The following is a 19,063-nucleotide window of genomic DNA, read 5'->3' on the forward strand; positions in this document are numbered from 1 at the left end:
TGAAATATTTTCGGCGCGGACCTACTGGGCTCCGATGGCGATGACATTGTCGGAAGGCGGGGCCGCATCGTGATGCAGTAGCGCCCGGCGCGAGACCGCATCGCTGTGCTCGGTGATATATTTGCTGTAAGTCCGCTCGATCTCGGCGACCGACGTGTTATGCGTCGCGGCGACGACGCGGACAGGAACGTTTTTCAGCAGTTGCCGCACGATGCTGCTGTGCCTCAACGCGTAGACGGTCACCTCAAGAGGATCGAGGCCGATGGCCTTGACGACCTCGCGGATATCATCGCGATAATCGCTGCTGGCGTCCTTTCCACCATCGCGCCCCCAAGGTTGGCCGTCGCTCTGCACCAGCAGCGGCGCGTTCGGCGAGCGGCCGACGGCCGCCCGCGACAGCTTCGCGGCCAATGCGGGCGTGACCGGCACCGAGTATCGTTCGACTTTCTTGCGGATGCGGTTACGCCCGCCGCCTTTGCCGGATTTGACCATCATCAGCTTCGGCTCGGTCTTGTGAGCGATCAGGTCCCGGATAGTGAGCCGCGCGGCCTGCGACGGGCGCGTGCCCGTCACGGCCAGCGTATCGACGAACAGGCCGAGGTTCTCGTCGCGGTCATAGGCGGTCGCGACAAACTTGCTGACCAGATCATCGGCAAGGATGACATTGTTCGGCTCGCTGGCGTCCGGCAGCATCTGCAAGCCGGTCTGCCATGCGTGCTTGTTTTTAATGCGCTGATCCTGCGAGGCCGCGAGGTTGAGCGCGGCGATGATGTTCTTGCAATGGCGGTTGACGCTGGCCGGGACCATCTTCGCCAGCAGGCCATCGCGCCATTTGCGCAGTTCCTGCGCGTCGAGCAGCGGCACCGGCTTGGACAGCAGTGCGGCGGTCAGATGCTTGCGCGGCCAGCGCCCGTTGTAGCCATTGGCGCCACGCGCTTTCAGGTCGTCCTCGTAGCGCGTCAGCGCCACGTCGAGGGTCAACGGCTTATTGCCTTGCTCCTCTGCGGCATCATCGTCGCCACCGCCGCGCACCAGCTTGCGGGCTGCGGTGATCGCTTGCGAGTAGTCGAGGATGATCTTGCCGTCGGCCTTCTCGTAGTCGTCAGCAGTGCCGAATTTTTTCAGCCACTCGCCGCCGTGGCCGTCGCTCGCGCGGATCGACCATGTGCCGGTGCCGTCGTTGCGCCGATAGCCGAGCGACAGGCCAGGACCTAATCGTTGCCAGTGCGGGCGCTTCTGGATCGGCAATTTGAGGCGGGCGGTGGGCGTTTCGAGCGATGAATTGCGGGGCTTCGGCATGGGCGGGCGGCTTCTAGTATCCGGAAAGTGTCAGGAAGAGCGGGATACAGAAGTGTGCGCCGAGTTACAGGGTGATGCAATATTTACTCGCGTTTACATGGACTTAGATGGGGACTAGTTGATGCATCGAGATGCATGGAGTTGCAAAACTTTCCCCTTGTGGGAGAAGGTGGCGCGGATGCAATCCGCGCCGGATGAGGGGTCTCTATTCGAAGACAGACCCTTCACCCGTCCGCGATGCTCCGCATCGCGTCCACCCTCTCCCACAGGGGGAGAGAGCAAGATCGTCGAAATTCCAGATTCGTAGGATGAGGCGCCCGCCTGCCCCTACCCCTTCAACCGCGCCATCGCCACGCCTTCGCGGGCGAGCTGATCGGCGCGTTCGTTCTCGGCGTGGCCGGCGTGGCCCTTGATCCAGTGCCAGCGCACCTCGTGCGGCTTGAGCGCGGCGTCGAGCCGCTGCCACAGCTCGACATTCTTGACCGGCTTCTTGTCGGCGGTGCGCCAGCCGTTGCGCTTCCAGCCATGGATCCAGCCGGTGATGCCCTGGCGGACATATTGGCTGTCGGTGGTGAGGTCGACCACGCAAGGCTTCTTCAAGGCTTCGAGCGCCGAGATCGCCGCCATCAGCTCCATGCGGTTGTTGGTGGTGTGCGCTTCGCCGCCCTTCAACTCTTTCTCGTTATCGCCGAATCTCAGGATCGCGCCCCAGCCGCCCGGTCCGGGATTTCCGGAGCAGGCACCATCGGTGAAAACAGTGACATGCGGCTTGTCGCTCACGCGGCGCATCCCGTGGGCGTGATGCCGTAGTCGTTGAGACCAGCGACATTCTGCTGGAAGCGCAGCTTGCGGACATATTCCAGCGGGTCCTTCGGCTGCACCAGCGCGCCTTCGGGCACATTCAGAAAGTCGACCAGACGCGTGAGCAGGAAGCGCATTGCAGCCCCCCGCGCGAGCAGCGGCATCGCGGCCTCCTCGGCCGCCGACAGCGGCCGTTCGCGACGGTAGGCATTGAGCAGCGCGCGCGCCTTGGTCACGTTGAAGGAATGATCCGGCTCGAAACACCAGGCGTTCAGGCAGATCGCGACGTCGTAGGCCAGGATGTCGTTGCAGGCGAACGGGAAGTCGATCAGCCCCGACAGCTTGTCGCCCAGGAAGAAGACGTTGTCGGGAAAGAGGTCGGCGTGGATGACGCCGAGCGGCAGGTCGGCCGGCCAGTTCGCTTCGAGATAATCGAGCTCCCACGCGATGAAGTCGTGCAAGCCCGGCTGCACGCTGTCCACCCGCGCGGCGGCAAGATCGAACAGCGGCCGCCAGCCGGAGACCGACAGCGGATTCTGCCGCACCAGCCGAAAGTCGCGACCTGCAAGATGCATCTTGGCGAGCGCCTCGCCGACGCCGGCGCAATGCGCCACGTTCGGCCGCCGCGGCCACACGCCTTCGAGAAAGTTGATGATCGCCGCCGGCCGGCCGGCGAGCCGGCTATAGACCTCGCCTTTGCGATTGCGCGCCGGCTGCGGGCACGAGACGCCGCGCTCGGCGAGATGCGCCATCAGCGACAGGAAATACGGCAGGTCGCCCTCCGCCACGCGCTTTTCGTAGAGCGTGAGGATGTAGGCGCCCTGGCTCGTGTGCAGCAGGAAGTTCGAATTCTCGACGCCCTCGGCGATGCCCTTGTAGGAGAGCAGTTCGCCGATGTCGTAGCTTTTGAGGAATTCCGCGAGGTCTTCGGCGGCGACGTCGGTGTAGACCGCCATATGGTTTATTCCGCGACGGCAGCGTCAGGCCGCAGCGAACGCGGCAGCGGGAAGAACTCGTTCTCCTCCGCAGCCGAGACCGTCTCCACGTGAAGTTCGTAGCGTTCGGCGAAAGCACCCATGATCTCCTCGACGATCACCTCCGGCGCGGACGCGCCCGCGGTGATGCCGAGGCTCTTGATGCCTTCGAAGCGCTTCCAGTCGATATCGCTGGCGCGCTGGGCGAGCACGGCAATCGGGCAGCCCTCGCGCTCGGCGACCTCGCGCAGACGCTGCGAGTTCGACGAGTTCGGCGCGCCGACCACGATCAGGGCATCGACCACCGGGGCCACCTTCTTGACCGCGAGTTGGCGGTTGGTGGTGGCGTAGCAGATGTCTTCCTTGTGCGGCCCGTTGACGTTCGGGAAGCGCTCCTTGAGCAGCGCGACGATCTCGGCGGTGTCGTCGATCGACAGCGTGGTCTGGGTCACGAAGGCCATGTTGTTCGGGTCCTTCGGGGTGAAGGTCTTGGCGTCCTCGGCGGTCTCGATCAGCGTCACGGCCCCCGGCGGGAGCTGGCCCAGGGTGCCGACCACCTCGGGGTGATGCGAATGCCCGATCAGAAGGATTTCCCGGCCGCGCTTGAAATGGATCGCCGCCTCACGGTGGACCTTGGTCACCAGCGGGCAGGTTGCGTCCAGCGAGAAGAAATTGCGGGACTTGGCCTCGGCCGGAACCGATTTGGGAACCCCGTGGGCCGAAAACACCACCGGCGCGTTGGTATCGTCGGGGATTTCGGCCAATTCCTCGACGAAAATGGCGCCTTTGGTCTTCAGGCTGTCCACGACGTATTTGTTGTGGACGATCTCGTGCCGGACATAGACCGGGGCACCATAGATGGTGAGCGCCCGTTCCACCGTGTCGATGGCACGGACCACCCCGGCGCAGAAACCACGCGGGGAACAAAGCACGATTCGAAGGTCGGGTTTCTTCGCTGACATGGGGCTATCTCGGGACCGAATCACCCCTCGCCAGTGGGCGGGGAACGGCCTGTTCGGCTAAGGACTTGGGACCGCTTTCGGGCGCTGTCAAGGCGATTTTACTGCCCATTGCGCCATTCCCCACTGAGGGCTTATATAGGTCCATAATTCCCGTCATCGCCGATGACTACCAGCTTCGCCTCGACAGAGGTGGGCGAAGCACAAAGGAGATTTGCCATGAGCAACGCACCGCTGATGCCGAAGGCGACTGCCGTGTGGTTGGTCGATAATACCGCTTTGACCTTCGATCAGGTGGCCGATTTTACCAAAATGCACCCCCTGGAGGTGCGCGCCATTGCCGACGGCGACGCCGCCCAGGGCATCAAGGGCATGGACCCCATTTCCAACGGCCAGTTGACCCGCGAGGAGATCGAACGCGGCGAAAGAGATCCGGAGTATCGCCTCAAGCTCCAGGAGAGCAAGGTCGTGCTGCCGACCGCGGCCAAGAAGAAGGGCCCGCGCTATACCCCGGTGTCGCGTCGCCATGAGCGGCCGAGCGCGATCCTCTGGCTGGTGCGCAACCACCCGGAGCTGAAGGACGCCCAGATCATGCGGCTGGTCGGCACCACCAAGACCACGATCGCAAGCGTGCGTGACCGCACCCACTGGAACGCCTCGACCCTGACGCCGATGGATCCGGTGACACTCGGCCTGTGCTCGCAGATCGAGCTCGATTTCGAGGTGCAGCGCGCGGCGAAGGAGAAGCCGACCACCACCGTCTACGGCGGCGCCACGCTGCTGCCGGCTTCCGAGACCACGCGCAAGGATCAGCCCGATTACTACGAGCCGACCGAGAAGCAGCAGGACGACCTCAACGTCGACGCCGTGTTCGCCAAGCTCAAGACGATCGGCGGCAAGAAGGTCGACGACGAGGAAGAGTAGGCGCAACTCGCGATCGATCGCTGAAACGCAAAAGCGCGGCGGGACAACCCGCCGCGTTTTTGTTTGCGCGCAAGCAGCGCCAGGAGCGCGACGAGAAGTTGCGGCGACCTATATCAGCCGAGTTCGATCTCGCCCGATATGTCATGAACGAGATCGACGCTGCCGATAGTCAGCACAACCTTCGCCGGAAGCTTCTCATTGCCTTTGAGCCGGCCGCTCGCGACGGCCTCGCGCACCGCCTTCTCGATTTCGCGCTGGGAGGTAATGCCGACCTTCTTGAGGAAACCGCGAAGGCTGGCGTTGAAAACGTCCTCGTTCATCATCGCCTCCTCATGACATCTAATGCACGTCCGGATGGTTCACCATGTACTCGCCGAGATCGCGCTGCTTGCGGTCGGCGCGGGCTTCGGCGTTCTGGCGCTGGACGTCGCGGTCCTTGCGGCAGGCGACATATTCGGGCGAGCCGACCTTCACCGTGCCGTTAGCCTGACAATATTGATCGTCATCGCCCATGCTCTCCGCGACCGGCGAACGGCCGCGCTCGAGGCAGCCTGCGAGCAGCGGCAGCGCGAGCAGCAATGCGAGGGGCGCGCGTGCGGAAATCGATCGCATCCGTAGGTCCGTATCTCGTGGCGACATGGCGTGTGACGCCGGGAATGACCCGGCAATCCATCAAAATCAAGGCGGTTTTGCTTCTGGATGCGTTTCGGCGCCCTGACTTTGTCCCCCACGCTGTCGAACATTGGCAACCGCGCTTTGATCGATCGGGATTCTCAGGTGCGCAAGTGCGCACCATAGTTCGATGCTGCGCATCGCCCCGGAATGACGGAAACCCCTACGCCTTGCCCTTCAGCGCCTCGCCGATCTCATCGAGCACCTTGGGATCCTCGATGGTCGCCGGCATGGTCCAGGCCTCGCCGTCGGCGATCTTCTTGATGGTGCCGCGGAGGATCTTGCCGGAGCGGGTCTTCGGCAGCCGCGCCACCGTGATCGCGAGCTTGAATGCGGCGACGGGGCCGAGCTTTTCGCGCACCAGTGCCACGACCTCCTTCTCGACATCGTCGGGGCTCTTTGTCACGCCGGCCTTCAGCACCAGGAAACCGCATGGCACCTCGCCCTTGATCGCGTCCTTGATGCCGAGCACCGCGCATTCGGCGACGTCAGGATGCGAGGCGAGGATCTCTTCCATGCCGCCGGTCGAGAGCCGGTGACCGGCGACATTGATGATGTCGTCGGTACGGCCCATCACCCAGACATAGCCGTCCTCATCCTTGTAGCCGGCGTCCGACGTCTTGTAGTAGCCGGGGAACTCCGAGAGGTAGGCGTCCTTGAAGCGCTCGTCCTGCTGCCACAGCGTCGGCAGGCAGCCGGGCGGCATCGGCAGCTTGATCACGATCGAACCCATGGTGCCGGCGGGCACCGGCTTTGCGGACTCGTCAACCACGTCGACCTGATAGCCCGGCATCGGCACCGTCGGCGAACCGTGCTTGACAGGCAGCTCGCCTAAGCCCATCGGATTGCCGGCGATGCACCAGCCGGTCTCGGTCTGCCACCAGTGATCGATCACCGGCACCTTGAGCTGCTGCTCCGCCCACTCCACCGTCGGCGGGTCGGCGCGCTCGCCGGCGAGGAAGAGCGTGCGGAATTTCGACAGGTCATGTTGCCGGATGAACTTGCCGTCGGGATCTTCCTTGCGGATGGCGCGGAACGCAGTCGGCGCGGTGAACAGCGCCACCGCCTTGTGCTCGGAAATCAGGCGCCAGAACGCGCCGGCGTCGGGCGTGCCGACCGGCTTGCCCTCATACATGATGGTGGTCGCGCCGTGGATCAGCGGGCCATAGACGATGTAGCTGTGACCGACCACCCAGCCGATGTCAGAGCCGCACCACCAGACCTCGCCCGGCTTCACGCCGTAGAGATTGTACATCGACCATTTCAGCGCGACGAGATGCCCGCCGTTGTCGCGCACCACGCCTTTCGGAATTCCCGTCGTGCCCGAGGTGTAGAGGATGTAGAGCGGATCGGTTGCGAGCACCGGCACGCAGGGCGCGGCCTTGCCGGCATCGAGGGCCGCACGGCGCAAGTTCGCCCAATCATGATCGCGGCCGGCCGTAGGTTCGCAGCCATGCTGCGGCCGTTGCAGGATGATGCAGGTCTCCGGCTTCGCGCTCGCGAGGCGGATCGCTTCGTCGAGCAGCGGCTTGTATTGCACGATACGCCCGGGCTCGAGCCCGCAGCTTGCCGAGAAGATCAGCTTCGGCTTGGCATCGTCGATCCGGCTCGCGAGCTCCTTCGCCGCGAAACCGCCGAACACCACGCTGTGCACCGCGCCGATCCGCGCGCAGGCGAGCATCGCGACCACCGCTTCCGGCACCATCGGCATATAGAGGATGACGCGATCGCCCTTGGCCACGCCGAAATCCTGCATGACCGCGGCCAGCGCCTGGACCTCCTTCAGCATCTCGGAATAGGTGAACTTCGTGATCGTGTTGGTGAGCGGAGAATCGTGGATCAGCGCGAGCTGATCGGCGCGGCCGCCGGCGACATGACGATCGAGCGCGTTGTAGCAGGTGTTGACCACGGCGCCGGTGAACCAGCCCCCATACGCGCCCATCGCGGGATCGAAGATCTTCTTCGCCGGCTCGGTCCAGTCGATCTCGCGTGCCGCTTCGGCCCAAAACCCTTCCGGATCCCCGAGCGAGCGTGCGTAGACCTCGTGATATTTGCTTGCATCTTGAATGTTCATGGCGTTTCTCCCGGCCTCTCTTCGTCGTCACGACGGCGCACGACCGTCACCAACAACGAAGAATTGGCTTTCTTTGACGGCCATTGTCATGGGAAGGCGCGACAATTCAAGCCGAAAACGTTCCGACCTTGGCACTAAAGCGCGATGAAATCAGGTTGAATCGTCATCGCGCTTTAGCTTATTGTTTAAGCATGATCTCCGCGCAAACGCGTTCCGCGTTTGTCGCGAGGGAAAACCGCTTCACACTTTTCCGGGTCATGCTTTAGGCCGGCGATAAGCCATCACCGGCGCCATGGGGGTAGTTCTCCGGACTTATTTTGCTCTGCCGGCGGCAAATGCCGGGCGGGTATCAGCGTATGGGAAGCGGAGCCGGACCGAGCCTCAAACCCCGGACTCGTCGACGACCGCGGGCCGCACGTCAATTTCCGTTCGTGCCATTCAACCGCTGCAGCCGATCGCGCATCTCCTTCTGCAGGTCGTAGTCGGGCTTGCCGAACTGGGCGTTGCGGCGAGCGATGAACCGATCCTGGTCGCGCTGCAGCTCGCGCGCCTGACGCGGGTCTTTCGTCGCGCGGACCACCCGGACGGTCGATGCATTGAGCTCGCGATCGAGATCGGCGAGCTCGGGATTGGCGCAGATCGCCTTTTCGACCGCGCGGCGCGCCTTGCGGCAATCGAAGCTCGGCTTGCCGGCGACCGCCATCATGGCGCCCATCCGTTCCAGCTCCAGCGACAACGATTTGTAGTTGGCCTTGGCCGCGTCGTGACTGGGATTGAGCTTGAGCGCAGCACCGAAATCCATGATCGCCTTGCGCCGGTCGCCCTTCCGCCGCCAGAGCTCGCCGCGCGCATTGTATGCGTCGGCCTGCGCCGGATCGAGCCGCAGCACGGTGTCATAGTCTGCAATCGCGCGATCGATCATCTGCTTGCGGTCGTAGGCGGCGGCGCGCGCCAGCAGCGCCTTGACGCGCTCGGGCTTCGCCGCCTTGTCGTTGTCGATGAACGTGCCGCAGACGTCGATGGTCTTGTCGTCGTCTGCGCCAGCGGCTGCGGCCACGCAGGGGCCCGGATCGATCTGAACATCCTTGCCCGGCTCGCTGCCGGTCGCGCGCGCGGCACCGGCCATCAGCAGGCACGACAGGCAGGCGCACAGCAGCGCCAACGCGACGGCCTGCGCCAGATTTCCAGAGTTGCGTCGCATCGAATTTGCCGACAAGGCGTCCCTCTCCTGCGCCTGAACCAACCGGGCGGGCCGTCGCGCGGACAGCACGCAATTTGCGGCAAAACCACACGCTGGATTATACGTCAATTGCGACGATCGGCTGCACGGGGGTCATCTTGCTGACATTCGAATGGATCATCGGCCTCCTGCTCGCCGCAGTTGCGCTGTCGGCGCTGGCGCGGCGGCTCAAGGTGCCCTATCCGACCTTCCTCGCGATCGGCGGCATACTGCTGGCGCTGCTGCCGTCGGGCCCGTCTTGGATCCTCGAACCGAAGCTGGCGCTAGCGCTGTTCGTTGCGCCGGTGCTGCTCGATGCCGCCTACGACACCTCGCTGCGCGACCTCCGCAACAACTGGCTGCCGGTCTCGACGCTGGTGCTCGCCGCGGTCGGCATCACGACCGCCGCCGTCGCGGTGGCCGCACGTTGGATGCTTCCGGACATGCCCTGGGCCGTTGCGATCGCACTCGGCGCCATCGTGGCGCCACCCGATGCCGCGGCAGCCACCGCGATCCTGCGCCAGGTCAGCCTACCCTACCGGATCCAGAAGATTCTAGAGGGCGAAAGCCTGCTCAACGATGCGAGCTCGCTGTTGATCTATCGCGTCGCCGTCGGCCTGGTTGCCGCCGAACACATGAAGGTGCGGGAGTTCGTACCGTCAGTCGCAGTGGCGCTGGTGGGAAGCCTCGCCGCCGGCTACCTGTTCGCCCAGGTCTGGACGCTGATCACGCGCCGCATCACCGAGGCGCCGAGCGCGATCATCACGCAGTTCGGCGGCACCTTCATGGTGTGGATCGTGGCCGAGCGCATCGGACTGTCCGGCATCCTCACAATCGTCGCCTATGCGATCACGATTGCCCGCACCGCCCCCGCACGGACGCCGGCACGGCTGCGCGTGTCTTCCTATGCGGTGTGGGACACCGTCGTGTTCGTGCTCAACGTGCTGGCGTTCATGCTGATCGGCATGCAATTGCGCCCGATCAGGGCCGGGCTCGATTTCGACGTGCAGTTCAAATATGCAACGTTTGCCGCCACCATCCTTGCCGTCGTCATCCTCGTCCGCATCGCCTGGGTGATGCCTTATGGCGCCTTCCTGCGCGCCTTGAAGACACGCGGGCTGCTCCCGCCGCGTGTGGTGCCGGCCGTGCCGACGATAAGACGCGGCATCATCGTATCCTGGTGCGGAATGCGCGGCATCGTCACGCTGGCCGCCGCCTTTGCCCTGCCCGAAAGCTTCCCGTATCGCGATCTCATCCTGGTCACGGCCTTTGCCGTTGTGCTGGGCTCGCTCGTGATCCAGGGCCTGACGCTGCGGCCCCTGATCCTGCTGCTCAAATTCGACGAGGACGATCCGGTCGCGCGGGAGGCTGCGTATGCTCGCGCCGTGGCCTATCGCGCTGCGCTCGGCGCGATCGAGAGCGATCCGTCCGAGGAAGCCGAGATCCTCCGGCTCGAATACCGGGCCGTGCTGCTGCGCGCCGAAACCGAGCCCGACGGCGGCGTGGCAACGAGCGAGTTGCCGGCCGATCCGCTGCGCCGGCGCGCCATCCGCGCAGCCCGCCTGGCGCTGCTCCAACTCCGGCACATCGAAGTGATCGGCGACGATGCCTTCCACCAGGTCGAGGAAGAGCTCGACCGCGCCGAGCTCAGCGCGGGAGCGTGATCCGTCGCCGCGGAGTCTCAGGCCCCCGACTTGGAGGTGATGCCGCCATCGACCACGAGCTCGATGCCGGTGACGTACTTCGATTCGTCTGACGCGAGGAACAGCGCCGCATTGGCGACGTCCCAGGCCTCGCCCATGTGTCCCATCGGCACCTGCGCATCGCGGGCACGCCACATCGCCTCCACGTCGCCCTTGGCGTAGCTCTGCGCCAGCCCAGCGGAATGCTCGACCATCGGCGTCTTCATCAGCCCGGGCAGGATCGCGTTGACGCGCACAAGCTTCGGCGCGAATTCGACCGCCGTCGAGCGCGTCATCTGGTTCATCGCCGCCTTGCTGGCGTTGTAGCTGACATAGGAAATGCCGACATGGCGGATCGAGGCGATCGATGAGATGTTGATGATCGAGCCGCCGCCCTGCTTGATCATTACGGGGATGACGTGCTTCATCGAAAGATAGGCGCTCTTGAGATTAACGGCGAACACGCGATCCCATTCGGCTTCCGCGACCTCGACCACGCTGCCGACCTCCGCGATGCCGACATTGTTGTCGAGCACGTCGATGCGGCCGTAGGCCTTCAGGCAGGCCGCGACCATCGCCTCGACCTCGGCGGCGCGCGACACGTCGGCGGTGTGCGCGGTCGCCTGGCCGCCTTCGCCGGTGATGATCTTGGCCGTCTCTTCGGCCGCCGCGCCGTTGCGATCGACGCAGAACACGCTGGCGCCCTCGCGCGCGAAGGTCACGGCGGTCGCCTTGCCGTTGCCCCAGCCGGGCCCGATCGAGCCCGCACCGACCACCATCGCAACCTTGCCCTTGAGCCGATCCATCGATTGTCTCCCTCGTTGTTCTTGCTCCCGGATTACGCGGAGCCTGTCATCGGGCGCGCATTCGCGCGACCCGCTGGCTACATCCGAGCTATGGACTATTGCAAGCGCTCATCGTGGTGACACTAGCACCGATCGTATGGCCGAAAATCTCCGATAGCGTCTGGCAGCGTGCCTCATGGCACAGGTACCATTCGCCGGCAGCGCCGGAGTTGCCGAGCACGACCTCCGGCCTTGGCGTGGGCGGCGGAGCCCACTGGAACCAGCCGTCGACGAGGCGCGCCTCCGGCGGCGGCTCCATGCCGGCGCCGAAGCCCTTGATACGCGCCTGGACGAGTTCGAGGCCGGCGTCGGTGACGCGCCAGTCCTCCTGCCAGGCCGTCTTCTCGATCGAATGCGTCCACGCCAGCGTGAAGGCCGCGATCGACAGCGCCTTCACGACACCTGCGGATGCAAGGCAGAGGCTCAAGCCGCCGCCACCACGCTGCGCGACCGCTGCCGCCACTGCCACAGCACCAGCACCGCGGCGAGCGTGAAGCCCGCAGCATCCGAGAAGGGGAAATCGCCGAGCAGGCAGAGCGCCCCGGCAAAGGCCACAACCAGTTCAATCAGCGTCAGCCGCGTGAACAGGAAGCCGATCGCGACCACGCCGAACAGCGCGATCGCAACCAGCGCCTTGAAGGTCGCGAGCGCCACCGCGCCGTACAAGCCGAGTTGGGCGACCATCGGATCGTTGGTCTGCAGCATCAACGCCGGCGAATAGACAAAGATGAAGGGAATGACATAGCCGGCGAGCGCGATCCGCATCGCCTCCCAGCCGATCTTGTCGGGATTCTCCTTGGCGATCGGCGCCGCCGCCAACGCCGCAAGCGCCACCGGCGGCGAAAGGTCGGCCATGATGCCGTAGTAGAACGCGAACATGTGGCTCGCGATCAATGGCACGCCGAGCTTCGCCAGCGCGGGCGCGGCGAGCGCTGCGGTGATGATGTAGGTCGGGATGGTCGGAATGCCGGTGCCGAGCAGGATCGACAGCAGCATGGTCATGATCAGCGCCAGGAACAGGCTCTTGGCGCCGAGACCGATGATCCAGCTGCCGAAGATGGTGCCGACACCGGTCTGCGTCATCATGCCGATGATGGTCCCGACGATGGCGCAAGCCATGCCGACGGTCAGCGCCGACTTGGCGCTGTCGGCGAGCGAATCGCGGCAGGCGGCGAGTGTGGCACGGCCGCCGCGGGTGATCGCAGCGATCACGACGAGACCGGCGACGACGCTCGCAACGGGAACGATCTCGAGCCCGTTGCGCGAAACCGCCGCGACCACCAGCGCCAGACCAATCCAGAAGATATAACGCACGACGGTATTGGAGAAGCCGAGCGTGATACTCGCGCCAAGGATCAGCGCGACCGTCAACGCGAGCCCCATGCTGCCGGCATAGAGCGGCGTGAAGCCCTCGAACAACATGTAGACCAGCGCGGCAAGCGGCAGCACCAGGTACCAGCGCGCCACCAGCGCCTTCCAGGCGCTCGGCGTTTCCGAACGCTTCATGCCGACGAGGCCGTGCTTGCCGGCCTCGAGATGCACCATCCAGAACGCGGACGCGAAGTAGAGGATCGCCGGGATCACCGCGGCCTTGACGATTTCGGAATAGGGAACGCCGAGCGTCTCCGCCATGATGAAGGCGACCGCGCCCATCACCGGCGGCATGATCTGCCCGCCCATCGAGGCGGTGGCCTCGACGCCGGCCGCGAAGGCGCGGCGGTAGCCGAACTTGATCATCAGGGGAATGGTAAACTGGCCTACGGTCACGACATTGGCGACGCCTGATCCCGAGATCGTGCCCATCATGCCCGAAGCGAACACCGCGACCTTGGCCGGTCCGCCGCGGGTGCGGCCGAACAGGCCGAGCGAGACGTCGGTGAAGAGCTGGATCATGCCGGCACGCTCGAGGAACGAGCCGAACAAGATGAACAGGAAGATGTAGGTTGCCGAAACGTAGATCGGCACGCCGTAGAAGCCCTCGGTGCCGAAGGAGAGATGCGTGACGATCTGGTCAAAATCGTAGCCGCGATGATTCAGCGGTGACGGCAGATATTGCCCGAAGAACCAGTAGAGCAGACAGGCGCCGCACATCAGCGGCAGCGCCGCACCCATCAGCCGCCGCGTGCCCTCGAAGATCAGCACCGCGAGCAACGTGCCGACCGCAAGATCTGTGGTGGTCGGATCGCCGTCGCGGGCGATCAGGTCGGCATAGAAGATCCACTGATAGAGCCCGCAGAGGAAGCCGGCGCCGCCGACGATCCAGCTCAGCGCCCGGCCGAAATTGGTCTTTGCGGTGAAATTGCCGATCAGGCCGAAGGTGAGCAGCAGCAGGAAGCCGACATGCACGCCGCGCACCACCTGGCTCGGCAGGTAGTTGAACGCCGCGACATAGAGCTGAAACACCGCGAAGGCGAGACCGATGGCATAGGCGAGATAGCCCCAGCCGCGGGGACCGAAACCCTCCGGGAAGCCGTGCTCGAAATTATCGAATTCAACGTTGACGGGTTGCTGAACGCCCTCGGCCTGCTGCTGCATCGAATCATTCCCCCACGCCGTGCCCGCGACGTCAATATCCACTGTCCGCCCACCGAAAGCCGCGTCAGGTAAAACGCGCCCCGTCATTGCGAGCAAAGCGAAGCAATCCATCGCGCCGCAAGTGGGGAGATTGATTGCTTCGTCGCGTCGCTCCTCGCAATGACGGCAAGGAGCAGACGTCCGCCCTTACTTGATCAGGCCCTTTTCCTTGTAGTAGCGGATCGCGCCGGGGTGCAATGGCACCGGACTGCCGTTCGCCGCCGTCTCCAGCTTGATCTCCTTGCCTGCGGCGTGGGCGTTCGCCAGTTCCGGCAGCGATTCGTAGATCAGCTTGGTCATCTGATAGGCGAGATCGTCGGAGACCGCGCTGGAGGTGACGAGGTAGTTCACCACCGCCGCGGTGGGCACATCCTTGTCCTGGCCGGTATAGGTGTTGGCCGGGATGATCACCGAGACGAAGGGCGGACCGATCTTGTCGACGGTCTCCTTCGGCACCGACACCACACTGATGTCGGTCGACGTCGAGAGATCCTTCAGCGAGGCGACGCCGAGGCCGGCCGACTGCAGCGTCGCGTTGAGCTGACGGTTCTTCATCAGGTCGACGGATTCTGCGAACGCGAGATACTCGACCTTGCCGAGGTCCTTGTAGCTCATGCCGGCGGCCGCAAGGATCGCGCGCGAATTGAGCTCGGTACCGGATTTCGGTGCGCCCACCGACAGGCTCTTGCCCTTGAGATCAGCGAGCGTCTTGATGCCGCTTTCGCCGGTCGCGACGATCTGGATGTAGTTTGGATAGATCGCGCCGATGGTGCGCAGCTTGTCGAGCTTGCTCTTGAAGCCGGCTTCCGCGTCGCCTTCCCAGGCGGCTTTCAGCGAATCACCCAGCGTGAAAGCGAGTTCGCCACGGCCTTGCTGCAGCAGCACCAGATTCTCGACCGACGCCTTGGTGGCCTGCACCTGGGTCTTCACGTTCGGAATCTTCTCGCCGTAGATTTTGCCGATCGCGACGCCGAGTGGGTAATAAACGCCGGAAGTCCCGCCGGTCAGCACGTTAATGAACTGCTCGGCCTGGGCGACAGGCGCCGAAAAAACGCTGGCTGCCATGATCGCAGCAGCCATCAACTTCAAATTCATCCGTATTATTCTCCCCTAGAGCCCGCCGGAAATTGGCCGGACACGTCCGCCCGGTCAACCCAGCCAAACGACGCATGCGATGTCGCAGGCGCGTCGCAGGTGGCTATCAACACCGGATGCCGGAACCCGGCGCCCATCGCGCGAGGTATTACCTGCAGCCGTCTGAAACGCCCTTGGCGCGAGCGCTCGACTCTTGCTGCCGCTGCTTGACCGGTTCGCAGCAGTCGCCACCACAGAGGCGCTTGCATCCGCGGCGGATTCGATCTTCGCGTGGGCGCTCGCCGTGCTTGCGGGCGCACTCGGACAATCTGATGCCTGAAACATCGCGAGCGGCAACAACGACACGCGACTCAACTGCATGGACTCCACTGAGCAGATAGCGCGTCGCGCGCGACTCCCTCGATCGATCGGAGATCGATGATCTCGCCATCGGCGCGCGCAACTGATTCGCTTCACGTGATGCAACTTCATGTCCAACAATGGTGCAGATGTCGCACCAACAACGATGCATCAACACAGTTGTTAATGTCGTCTCTCGATGACACACGAAGCCGCTATTTCCGGCGACCGTCGTGAACTCGGCAATCGCGCTCCATGAACGCCAGATGACGCATTTATTGCAGGCGGCCCTGCGACAGTACGTACCATTTCGTCCGCAATTTAATTCGAATTGGAGGCTTTAAGGTTATCGAAGCAATGCATGTATGATCCCGAAATTTCCATGATTGCCATCGCCGCTCCGATGTACGACTCGGTCGGGGCTACTCCGGATACGGCGGGCATGAATCACATCAGTCAAATCGGATACGCGCGAGCCGGCTGGTTCGGGCATCGCAAGCTGACACCGCGCGCCTGCATCGCGGACAGCAAAAAACACCTTCGCACATTCCTTGCGGAGGCACTCGACGATCTCGGCTTCATCACCAGTGAATGCGGTCAGGCCGACGAACTTGACGCTGTATTGGATGCGGAACGACCCGATCTGCTGGTGCTCGGAGTGTCCGTGGACGGGATCGAAGTCAGTAAAATTCTCGAGACTTTGGTCAGAAAGGAATATGGCGGCAAGGTCCTGGTCATCGGTCTGCCCGACTCGATCATCGTAAAGGCGGTCCGGCAAATTGGCGACGAGTACGGTATCGCGATGCTACCGGCATTACCGACACCGTTCAGCGCGGCAACCCTTCGTGACACTCTTGCGTCACTGTTGCCGGTCGAGCCCGCGCCAAGTCCCGCTGTCGACGTGCCCGAAGCGTTGAAGGCCGGCTGGCTCGAGCTCTGGTATCAGCAGAAGATCCATCTGCGCACGCTGGTTCCGAGCGGGGCCGAGGCGCTGATCCGGATGCGCCATCCCGCATGGGGCGTCGTTCCGCCGGCCTACTTCATTCCCGATGAGGGCGACCCGCACTTTCAGGCGCTGTCCGAATTCGTCATCGACCGGGCGATCGAGGACTGGCGATATCTGCTCGAGCAGAAAGGGCCGGTTGATCTCTCGATCAACCTGCCGATCTCGTTTCTCGCCAACGCCGACGCGGTACGCGAGCTCTGCCAGCGGATGCCGGATCACCCTGCATTCGCAGGTCTCCTGATCGAGATCGACAGCACAGAGTTGATCGACAATCTCGATCTTGCGATCGATGTCGCCAGACGCGTACGCCTGCACAACATCGCCATCTCGATCGACAATGTCGGCGCCAATTGGCCGTCCTTGATGGGACTTGAGCCCTTCCCCTTCGTCGAGCTGAAGGTCGATCATCAGTTCGTCACCGGCTGCGCGGATCAGCGCTTGAAGCAGACGGTGTGCCGCCGAATCGTCGAGCTGGCCCACGACAACGGCGCACGCGTCGTTGCGCAGGGGGTCGAGACGCGCGGGGACTTTCTCGCCGCACACGACATGGATTTCGATCTGGTCCAGGGTTACCTGTTCGGCAAACCAATGGGCATCAGGAAGTTTGCAAGATCGCGCCTTCAGCTTCCGCCGGAAAAGGACGTCGCGATCTGACAGCGGACCTCGTCAGGCCTGCGCGCTGCGATCGATTGCGCGCAGCGCCTCGCCGCGGGCGATCAGCCGCTTGGCGTTGGAATACGTCGGGACCTCGAGCAGCGAGCCGTCGAATTCAACGCGTCCGAGGCCCTGCGCCCGCGCCGCCTCGAAAGCCGCCACGATCCTGTTGGCCTGGCGTAGTTCCTCCTCACTCGGTGTGAGGACGCCGTTGATGATGGCGGCGTGCGCGGGATCGACCAGGCTCTTTGCGCCATAGCCCAGCCGGCGCCCCCAGATCGCGTCGCGCGCGACGCCGGCGGCATCGCTCCAGGTATAGGGACAATCGACCGCGACGACGTTGGCGGCGCGGCATTCGACCAGAAACCGTTGCCGCGCATAGGCAAGCTCGATGCCGTCGGTGCCGCGCTCGGCGCCGAGGTCGGCCGCAAGGTCCTCTGAGGCCATCAGGCAGCCGATCGTGCGCCGGCTCGCCGCGGCGATCGCGCCTGTTTGCACCAGGCCGCGCGCGAACTCGATGTTCGGTAGCAACGCCGTCGAGCCCTCCGCAATACCGTAGTCGCGCTCGAAGCGCGTCACCGCCTCGTCGAGTTGCACCACATGATGAGGTTCGGCGACTTTCGGCAGCGCGACGATATCAGGACGCCCGCACATGACGGCCGCAAGGTCATCCATGCCATCCTGCTCGAGCGGGTTGACGCGCACCGCAACAACCGCGCCCTGCTCTCGCCAGGCCGCGTAGAGATCCGCAGCCAGCTTCCGCGCCTTCGGACGCAGCGCCGGCGGGGTGAAGTCTTCCAGCTCGTGGATCAGCACGTCGGCGCCGCTTGTGGGCGCGCGCTGCAGCACGTCCTCGTTGGCACCTTCGAGAAACAGCCAGGAGCGGCAGAGCGGGGCCGGGCGCGGCGTGCGCATCACAACGCCCGCGCCGCCGTCACTGGAACGTCATATCTAGGCATTTCGAGATGTCGGAGCCGAGCCCGGACGAGATGGTGATGCAGCCGCGGATCTTCTGGGTGTTGTTGTCGCTCGCCCAGATCGCATAGCCGCCGGGACCGAAGAACGAGTTGGTGTTCGGCGGCTCGGTCTCGGTGGCGTCGAACGAATAGTTGCCGTCGGTATCGAAGATGCGCGGCTTCTTGGTGCAGCCGCCATCCGCCTGAACGTTGATGACCTCCTTGTTATCCCGCGTCAGCGCCAGGGACACCTGGCAGCGGAAGTATTCCGAGGTCTTGGCGTTGAACAGATAGGCATACGACCTGCAGGTCGCGGTGTTGAGCTTGCCGGCGGAGAGGCCGCGGCTGCAGGAAATCCGCTGGTTGTTGGAAAGCTTGAACTCGTCCGCCCGCGCGAACGAAGCCAGCGTCATGAACGACAGGGCGACACCGAAACCGATCTTCACGACGTGGTGCATACGAATCATCCCAAGGGTGTGTTCTGGCAATGAAGTGCTTGTAGACGGAAACGCGAAGATAGTCGCGAAGCATCCTGCGGGAAATCACAAAGTCGCGGAAATGCGTGAGTCGACTGCGCCCATTGGCGTATTGACGGATCGACGACGTTCGTGATTTGTTCAAAATACTGGGACGACGCCATTTCTCGGCTGGAGGTGGATCATGACGAATTTTTCAACCAAGACCTTTTTGACTGCAGTAGCCGTTGCCGCGCTGACCACATCCGCATTCGCTCAGGAGGCGACGCCGTGGGAGCTGAAGACCGACATGGGCTACGCCTACGGCAAGGACGGCAAGACCGTGTCGTACAAGATGGGCACCAACAATGCCGGCACCCTGTTGAAGGGAGCGAAGAAAGTCCCGAAGGGCACGCTGTTCTTCATCGGCCACAACGGCCAGCTCTACATGCGCTCCGGCCCTTATCTCGAGGGCGACGGCAAGTTCATGTTCGGCTCGGAATAGGGTCCGAACGCCGGAGCGCTGCCCCGTCAC

18 protein-coding genes are annotated in these 19,063 nt (G+C 63.9%); 4 read left to right on the forward strand and 14 right to left on the reverse strand.

Translation table 11 applies throughout. The features are described from left to right. Positions 1-21: 21 nt before the first annotated feature. The 4 genes from AS156_RS05280 to ispH all read right to left on the reverse strand — a co-directional run bounded on the left by AS156_RS05280 (position 22) and on the right by ispH (position 4,036). A complete protein-coding gene (locus AS156_RS05280) occupies positions 22-1,299 on the reverse strand; it encodes a site-specific integrase (protein ID WP_066500931.1) in 1,278 nt (425 codons plus the stop codon). Between the two features lie 327 nt (positions 1,300-1,626). Beyond that, entirely contained in the window at positions 1,627-2,088 is a 462-nt protein-coding gene (gene rnhA, locus AS156_RS05285) for a ribonuclease HI (protein WP_430641778.1), read from the reverse strand. Continuing rightward, positions 2,076-3,056, reverse strand: coding sequence for a homoserine kinase (locus AS156_RS05290; RefSeq protein ID WP_066500933.1), 981 nt, complete (start codon positions 3,054-3,056; stop codon positions 2,076-2,078). The genes rnhA and AS156_RS05290 overlap by 13 nt, the downstream gene beginning before the upstream one ends. A gap of 5 nt (positions 3,057-3,061) precedes the next feature. Beyond that, positions 3,062-4,036 (reverse strand): 4-hydroxy-3-methylbut-2-enyl diphosphate reductase, encoded by a 975-nt coding sequence (gene ispH / locus AS156_RS05295; RefSeq protein WP_066500934.1) that lies wholly within the window; start codon positions 4,034-4,036, stop codon positions 3,062-3,064. Between the two features lie 216 nt (positions 4,037-4,252). Here ispH and AS156_RS05300 point away from each other — a divergent pair, with 216 nt between their 5' ends. After that, entirely contained in the window at positions 4,253-4,957 is a 705-nt protein-coding gene (locus AS156_RS05300; RefSeq protein WP_066500939.1) for a DUF1013 domain-containing protein, read from the forward strand. Positions 4,958-5,070: 113 nt separating this feature from the next. Here the strand turns inward: AS156_RS05300 and AS156_RS05305 are convergent, their stop codons facing one another. The 4 genes from AS156_RS05305 to AS156_RS05320 form a co-directional block, all read right to left on the reverse strand. Then, a complete protein-coding gene (locus AS156_RS05305; protein ID WP_066501029.1) occupies positions 5,071-5,277 on the reverse strand; it encodes a DUF6494 family protein in 207 nt (68 codons plus the stop codon). Between the two features lie 19 nt (positions 5,278-5,296). Beyond that, a complete protein-coding gene (locus tag AS156_RS05310) occupies positions 5,297-5,569 on the reverse strand; it encodes a hypothetical protein (RefSeq protein ID WP_066500941.1) in 273 nt (90 codons plus the stop codon). 223 nt (positions 5,570-5,792) lie between these two features. Next, positions 5,793-7,703 (reverse strand): propionyl-CoA synthetase, encoded by a 1,911-nt coding sequence (locus AS156_RS05315; protein ID WP_066500944.1) that lies wholly within the window; start codon positions 7,701-7,703, stop codon positions 5,793-5,795. A gap of 418 nt (positions 7,704-8,121) precedes the next feature. Then, positions 8,122-8,829 carry a lysozyme inhibitor LprI family protein gene (locus AS156_RS05320; RefSeq protein WP_245312558.1) on the reverse strand — a complete coding sequence of 236 codons (708 nt, stop codon included), beginning with the start codon at positions 8,827-8,829 and terminating at the stop codon, positions 8,122-8,124. A gap of 212 nt (positions 8,830-9,041) precedes the next feature. Between AS156_RS05320 and AS156_RS05325 the strand changes: the two genes are divergently transcribed. Beyond that, positions 9,042-10,586, forward strand: coding sequence for a cation:proton antiporter (locus tag AS156_RS05325; RefSeq protein ID WP_066501033.1), 1,545 nt, complete (start codon positions 9,042-9,044; stop codon positions 10,584-10,586). Between the two features lie 17 nt (positions 10,587-10,603). On the opposite strand, the gene AS156_RS05330 is transcribed toward AS156_RS05325, so the two are convergent. From AS156_RS05330 to AS156_RS05345, 4 genes are all read right to left on the reverse strand, one after another. Next, complete coding sequence (locus tag AS156_RS05330) at positions 10,604-11,410, reverse strand: SDR family NAD(P)-dependent oxidoreductase (RefSeq protein ID WP_066500947.1); 807 nt, start codon at positions 11,408-11,410, stop codon at positions 10,604-10,606. Between the two features lie 88 nt (positions 11,411-11,498). Then, on the reverse strand, positions 11,499-11,912 hold the full coding sequence (locus AS156_RS05335; protein ID WP_066500949.1) for a DUF1850 domain-containing protein: 414 nt from the start codon (positions 11,910-11,912) through the stop codon (positions 11,499-11,501). Further along, positions 11,873-13,984 carry a TRAP transporter permease gene (locus AS156_RS05340; protein ID WP_066500951.1) on the reverse strand — a complete coding sequence of 704 codons (2,112 nt, stop codon included), beginning with the start codon at positions 13,982-13,984 and terminating at the stop codon, positions 11,873-11,875. The genes AS156_RS05335 and AS156_RS05340 overlap by 40 nt, the downstream gene beginning before the upstream one ends. A gap of 186 nt (positions 13,985-14,170) precedes the next feature. After that, positions 14,171-15,118 (reverse strand): TAXI family TRAP transporter solute-binding subunit, encoded by a 948-nt coding sequence (locus AS156_RS05345; RefSeq protein WP_066500962.1) that lies wholly within the window; start codon positions 15,116-15,118, stop codon positions 14,171-14,173. Positions 15,119-15,899: 781 nt separating this feature from the next. On the opposite strand from AS156_RS05345, the gene AS156_RS05350 reads away from it, so the two are divergent. Then, complete coding sequence (locus tag AS156_RS05350) at positions 15,900-17,117, forward strand: EAL domain-containing response regulator (RefSeq protein ID WP_066501034.1); 1,218 nt, start codon at positions 15,900-15,902, stop codon at positions 17,115-17,117. A gap of 12 nt (positions 17,118-17,129) precedes the next feature. Here AS156_RS05350 and AS156_RS05355 read toward each other — a convergent pair whose 3' ends face one another. Then, the gene (locus AS156_RS05355) at positions 17,130-18,032 is read right to left on the reverse strand and encodes an HpcH/HpaI aldolase/citrate lyase family protein (protein WP_066500966.1); all 903 of its coding nucleotides are present in this window, start codon (positions 18,030-18,032) and stop codon (positions 17,130-17,132) included. Positions 18,033-18,051: 19 nt separating this feature from the next. Next, complete coding sequence (locus AS156_RS05360; protein ID WP_066500969.1) at positions 18,052-18,531, reverse strand: hypothetical protein; 480 nt, start codon at positions 18,529-18,531, stop codon at positions 18,052-18,054. A 202-nt stretch (positions 18,532-18,733) separates the two neighbouring features. Between AS156_RS05360 and AS156_RS05365 the strand changes: the two genes are divergently transcribed. Continuing rightward, a complete protein-coding gene (locus AS156_RS05365; RefSeq protein ID WP_066500972.1) occupies positions 18,734-19,033 on the forward strand; it encodes a hypothetical protein in 300 nt (99 codons plus the stop codon). The last annotated feature ends 30 nt before the right edge of the window (positions 19,034-19,063 follow it).

The sequence above is a fragment of the Bradyrhizobium macuxiense genome, assembly GCF_001542415.1.
GTDB classification, from domain to species: Bacteria; Pseudomonadota; Alphaproteobacteria; order Rhizobiales; family Xanthobacteraceae; genus Bradyrhizobium; species Bradyrhizobium macuxiense.

Coding starts and splice junctions, on each gene's coding strand:
- ispH (WP_066500934.1), bottom strand. CDS start 4,036: ATGTCAGCGAAGAAACCCGACCTTCGAATCGTGCTTTGTTCCCCGCGT.
- rnhA (WP_430641778.1), bottom strand. CDS start 2,088: ATGCGCCGCGTGAGCGACAAGCCGCATGTCACTGTTTTCACCGATGGT.
- AS156_RS05350 (WP_066501034.1), top strand. CDS start 15,900: ATGAATCACATCAGTCAAATCGGATACGCGCGAGCCGGCTGGTTCGGG.
- AS156_RS05360 (WP_066500969.1), bottom strand. CDS start 18,531: ATGCACCACGTCGTGAAGATCGGTTTCGGTGTCGCCCTGTCGTTCATG.
- AS156_RS05345 (WP_066500962.1), bottom strand. CDS start 15,118: ATGAATTTGAAGTTGATGGCTGCTGCGATCATGGCAGCCAGCGTTTTT.
- AS156_RS05320 (WP_245312558.1), bottom strand. CDS start 8,829: ATGGCCGGTGCCGCGCGCGCGACCGGCAGCGAGCCGGGCAAGGATGTT.
- AS156_RS05305 (WP_066501029.1), bottom strand. CDS start 5,277: ATGAACGAGGACGTTTTCAACGCCAGCCTTCGCGGTTTCCTCAAGAAG.
- AS156_RS05365 (WP_066500972.1), top strand. CDS start 18,734: ATGACGAATTTTTCAACCAAGACCTTTTTGACTGCAGTAGCCGTTGCC.
- AS156_RS05355 (WP_066500966.1), bottom strand. CDS start 18,032: ATGCGCACGCCGCGCCCGGCCCCGCTCTGCCGCTCCTGGCTGTTTCTC.
- AS156_RS05290 (WP_066500933.1), bottom strand. CDS start 3,056: ATGGCGGTCTACACCGACGTCGCCGCCGAAGACCTCGCGGAATTCCTC.
- AS156_RS05315 (WP_066500944.1), bottom strand. CDS start 7,703: ATGAACATTCAAGATGCAAGCAAATATCACGAGGTCTACGCACGCTCG.
- AS156_RS05310 (WP_066500941.1), bottom strand. CDS start 5,569: ATGCGATCGATTTCCGCACGCGCGCCCCTCGCATTGCTGCTCGCGCTG.
- AS156_RS05280 (WP_066500931.1), bottom strand. CDS start 1,299: ATGCCGAAGCCCCGCAATTCATCGCTCGAAACGCCCACCGCCCGCCTC.
- AS156_RS05300 (WP_066500939.1), top strand. CDS start 4,253: ATGAGCAACGCACCGCTGATGCCGAAGGCGACTGCCGTGTGGTTGGTC.
- AS156_RS05330 (WP_066500947.1), bottom strand. CDS start 11,410: ATGGATCGGCTCAAGGGCAAGGTTGCGATGGTGGTCGGTGCGGGCTCG.
- AS156_RS05340 (WP_066500951.1), bottom strand. CDS start 13,984: ATGCAGCAGCAGGCCGAGGGCGTTCAGCAACCCGTCAACGTTGAATTC.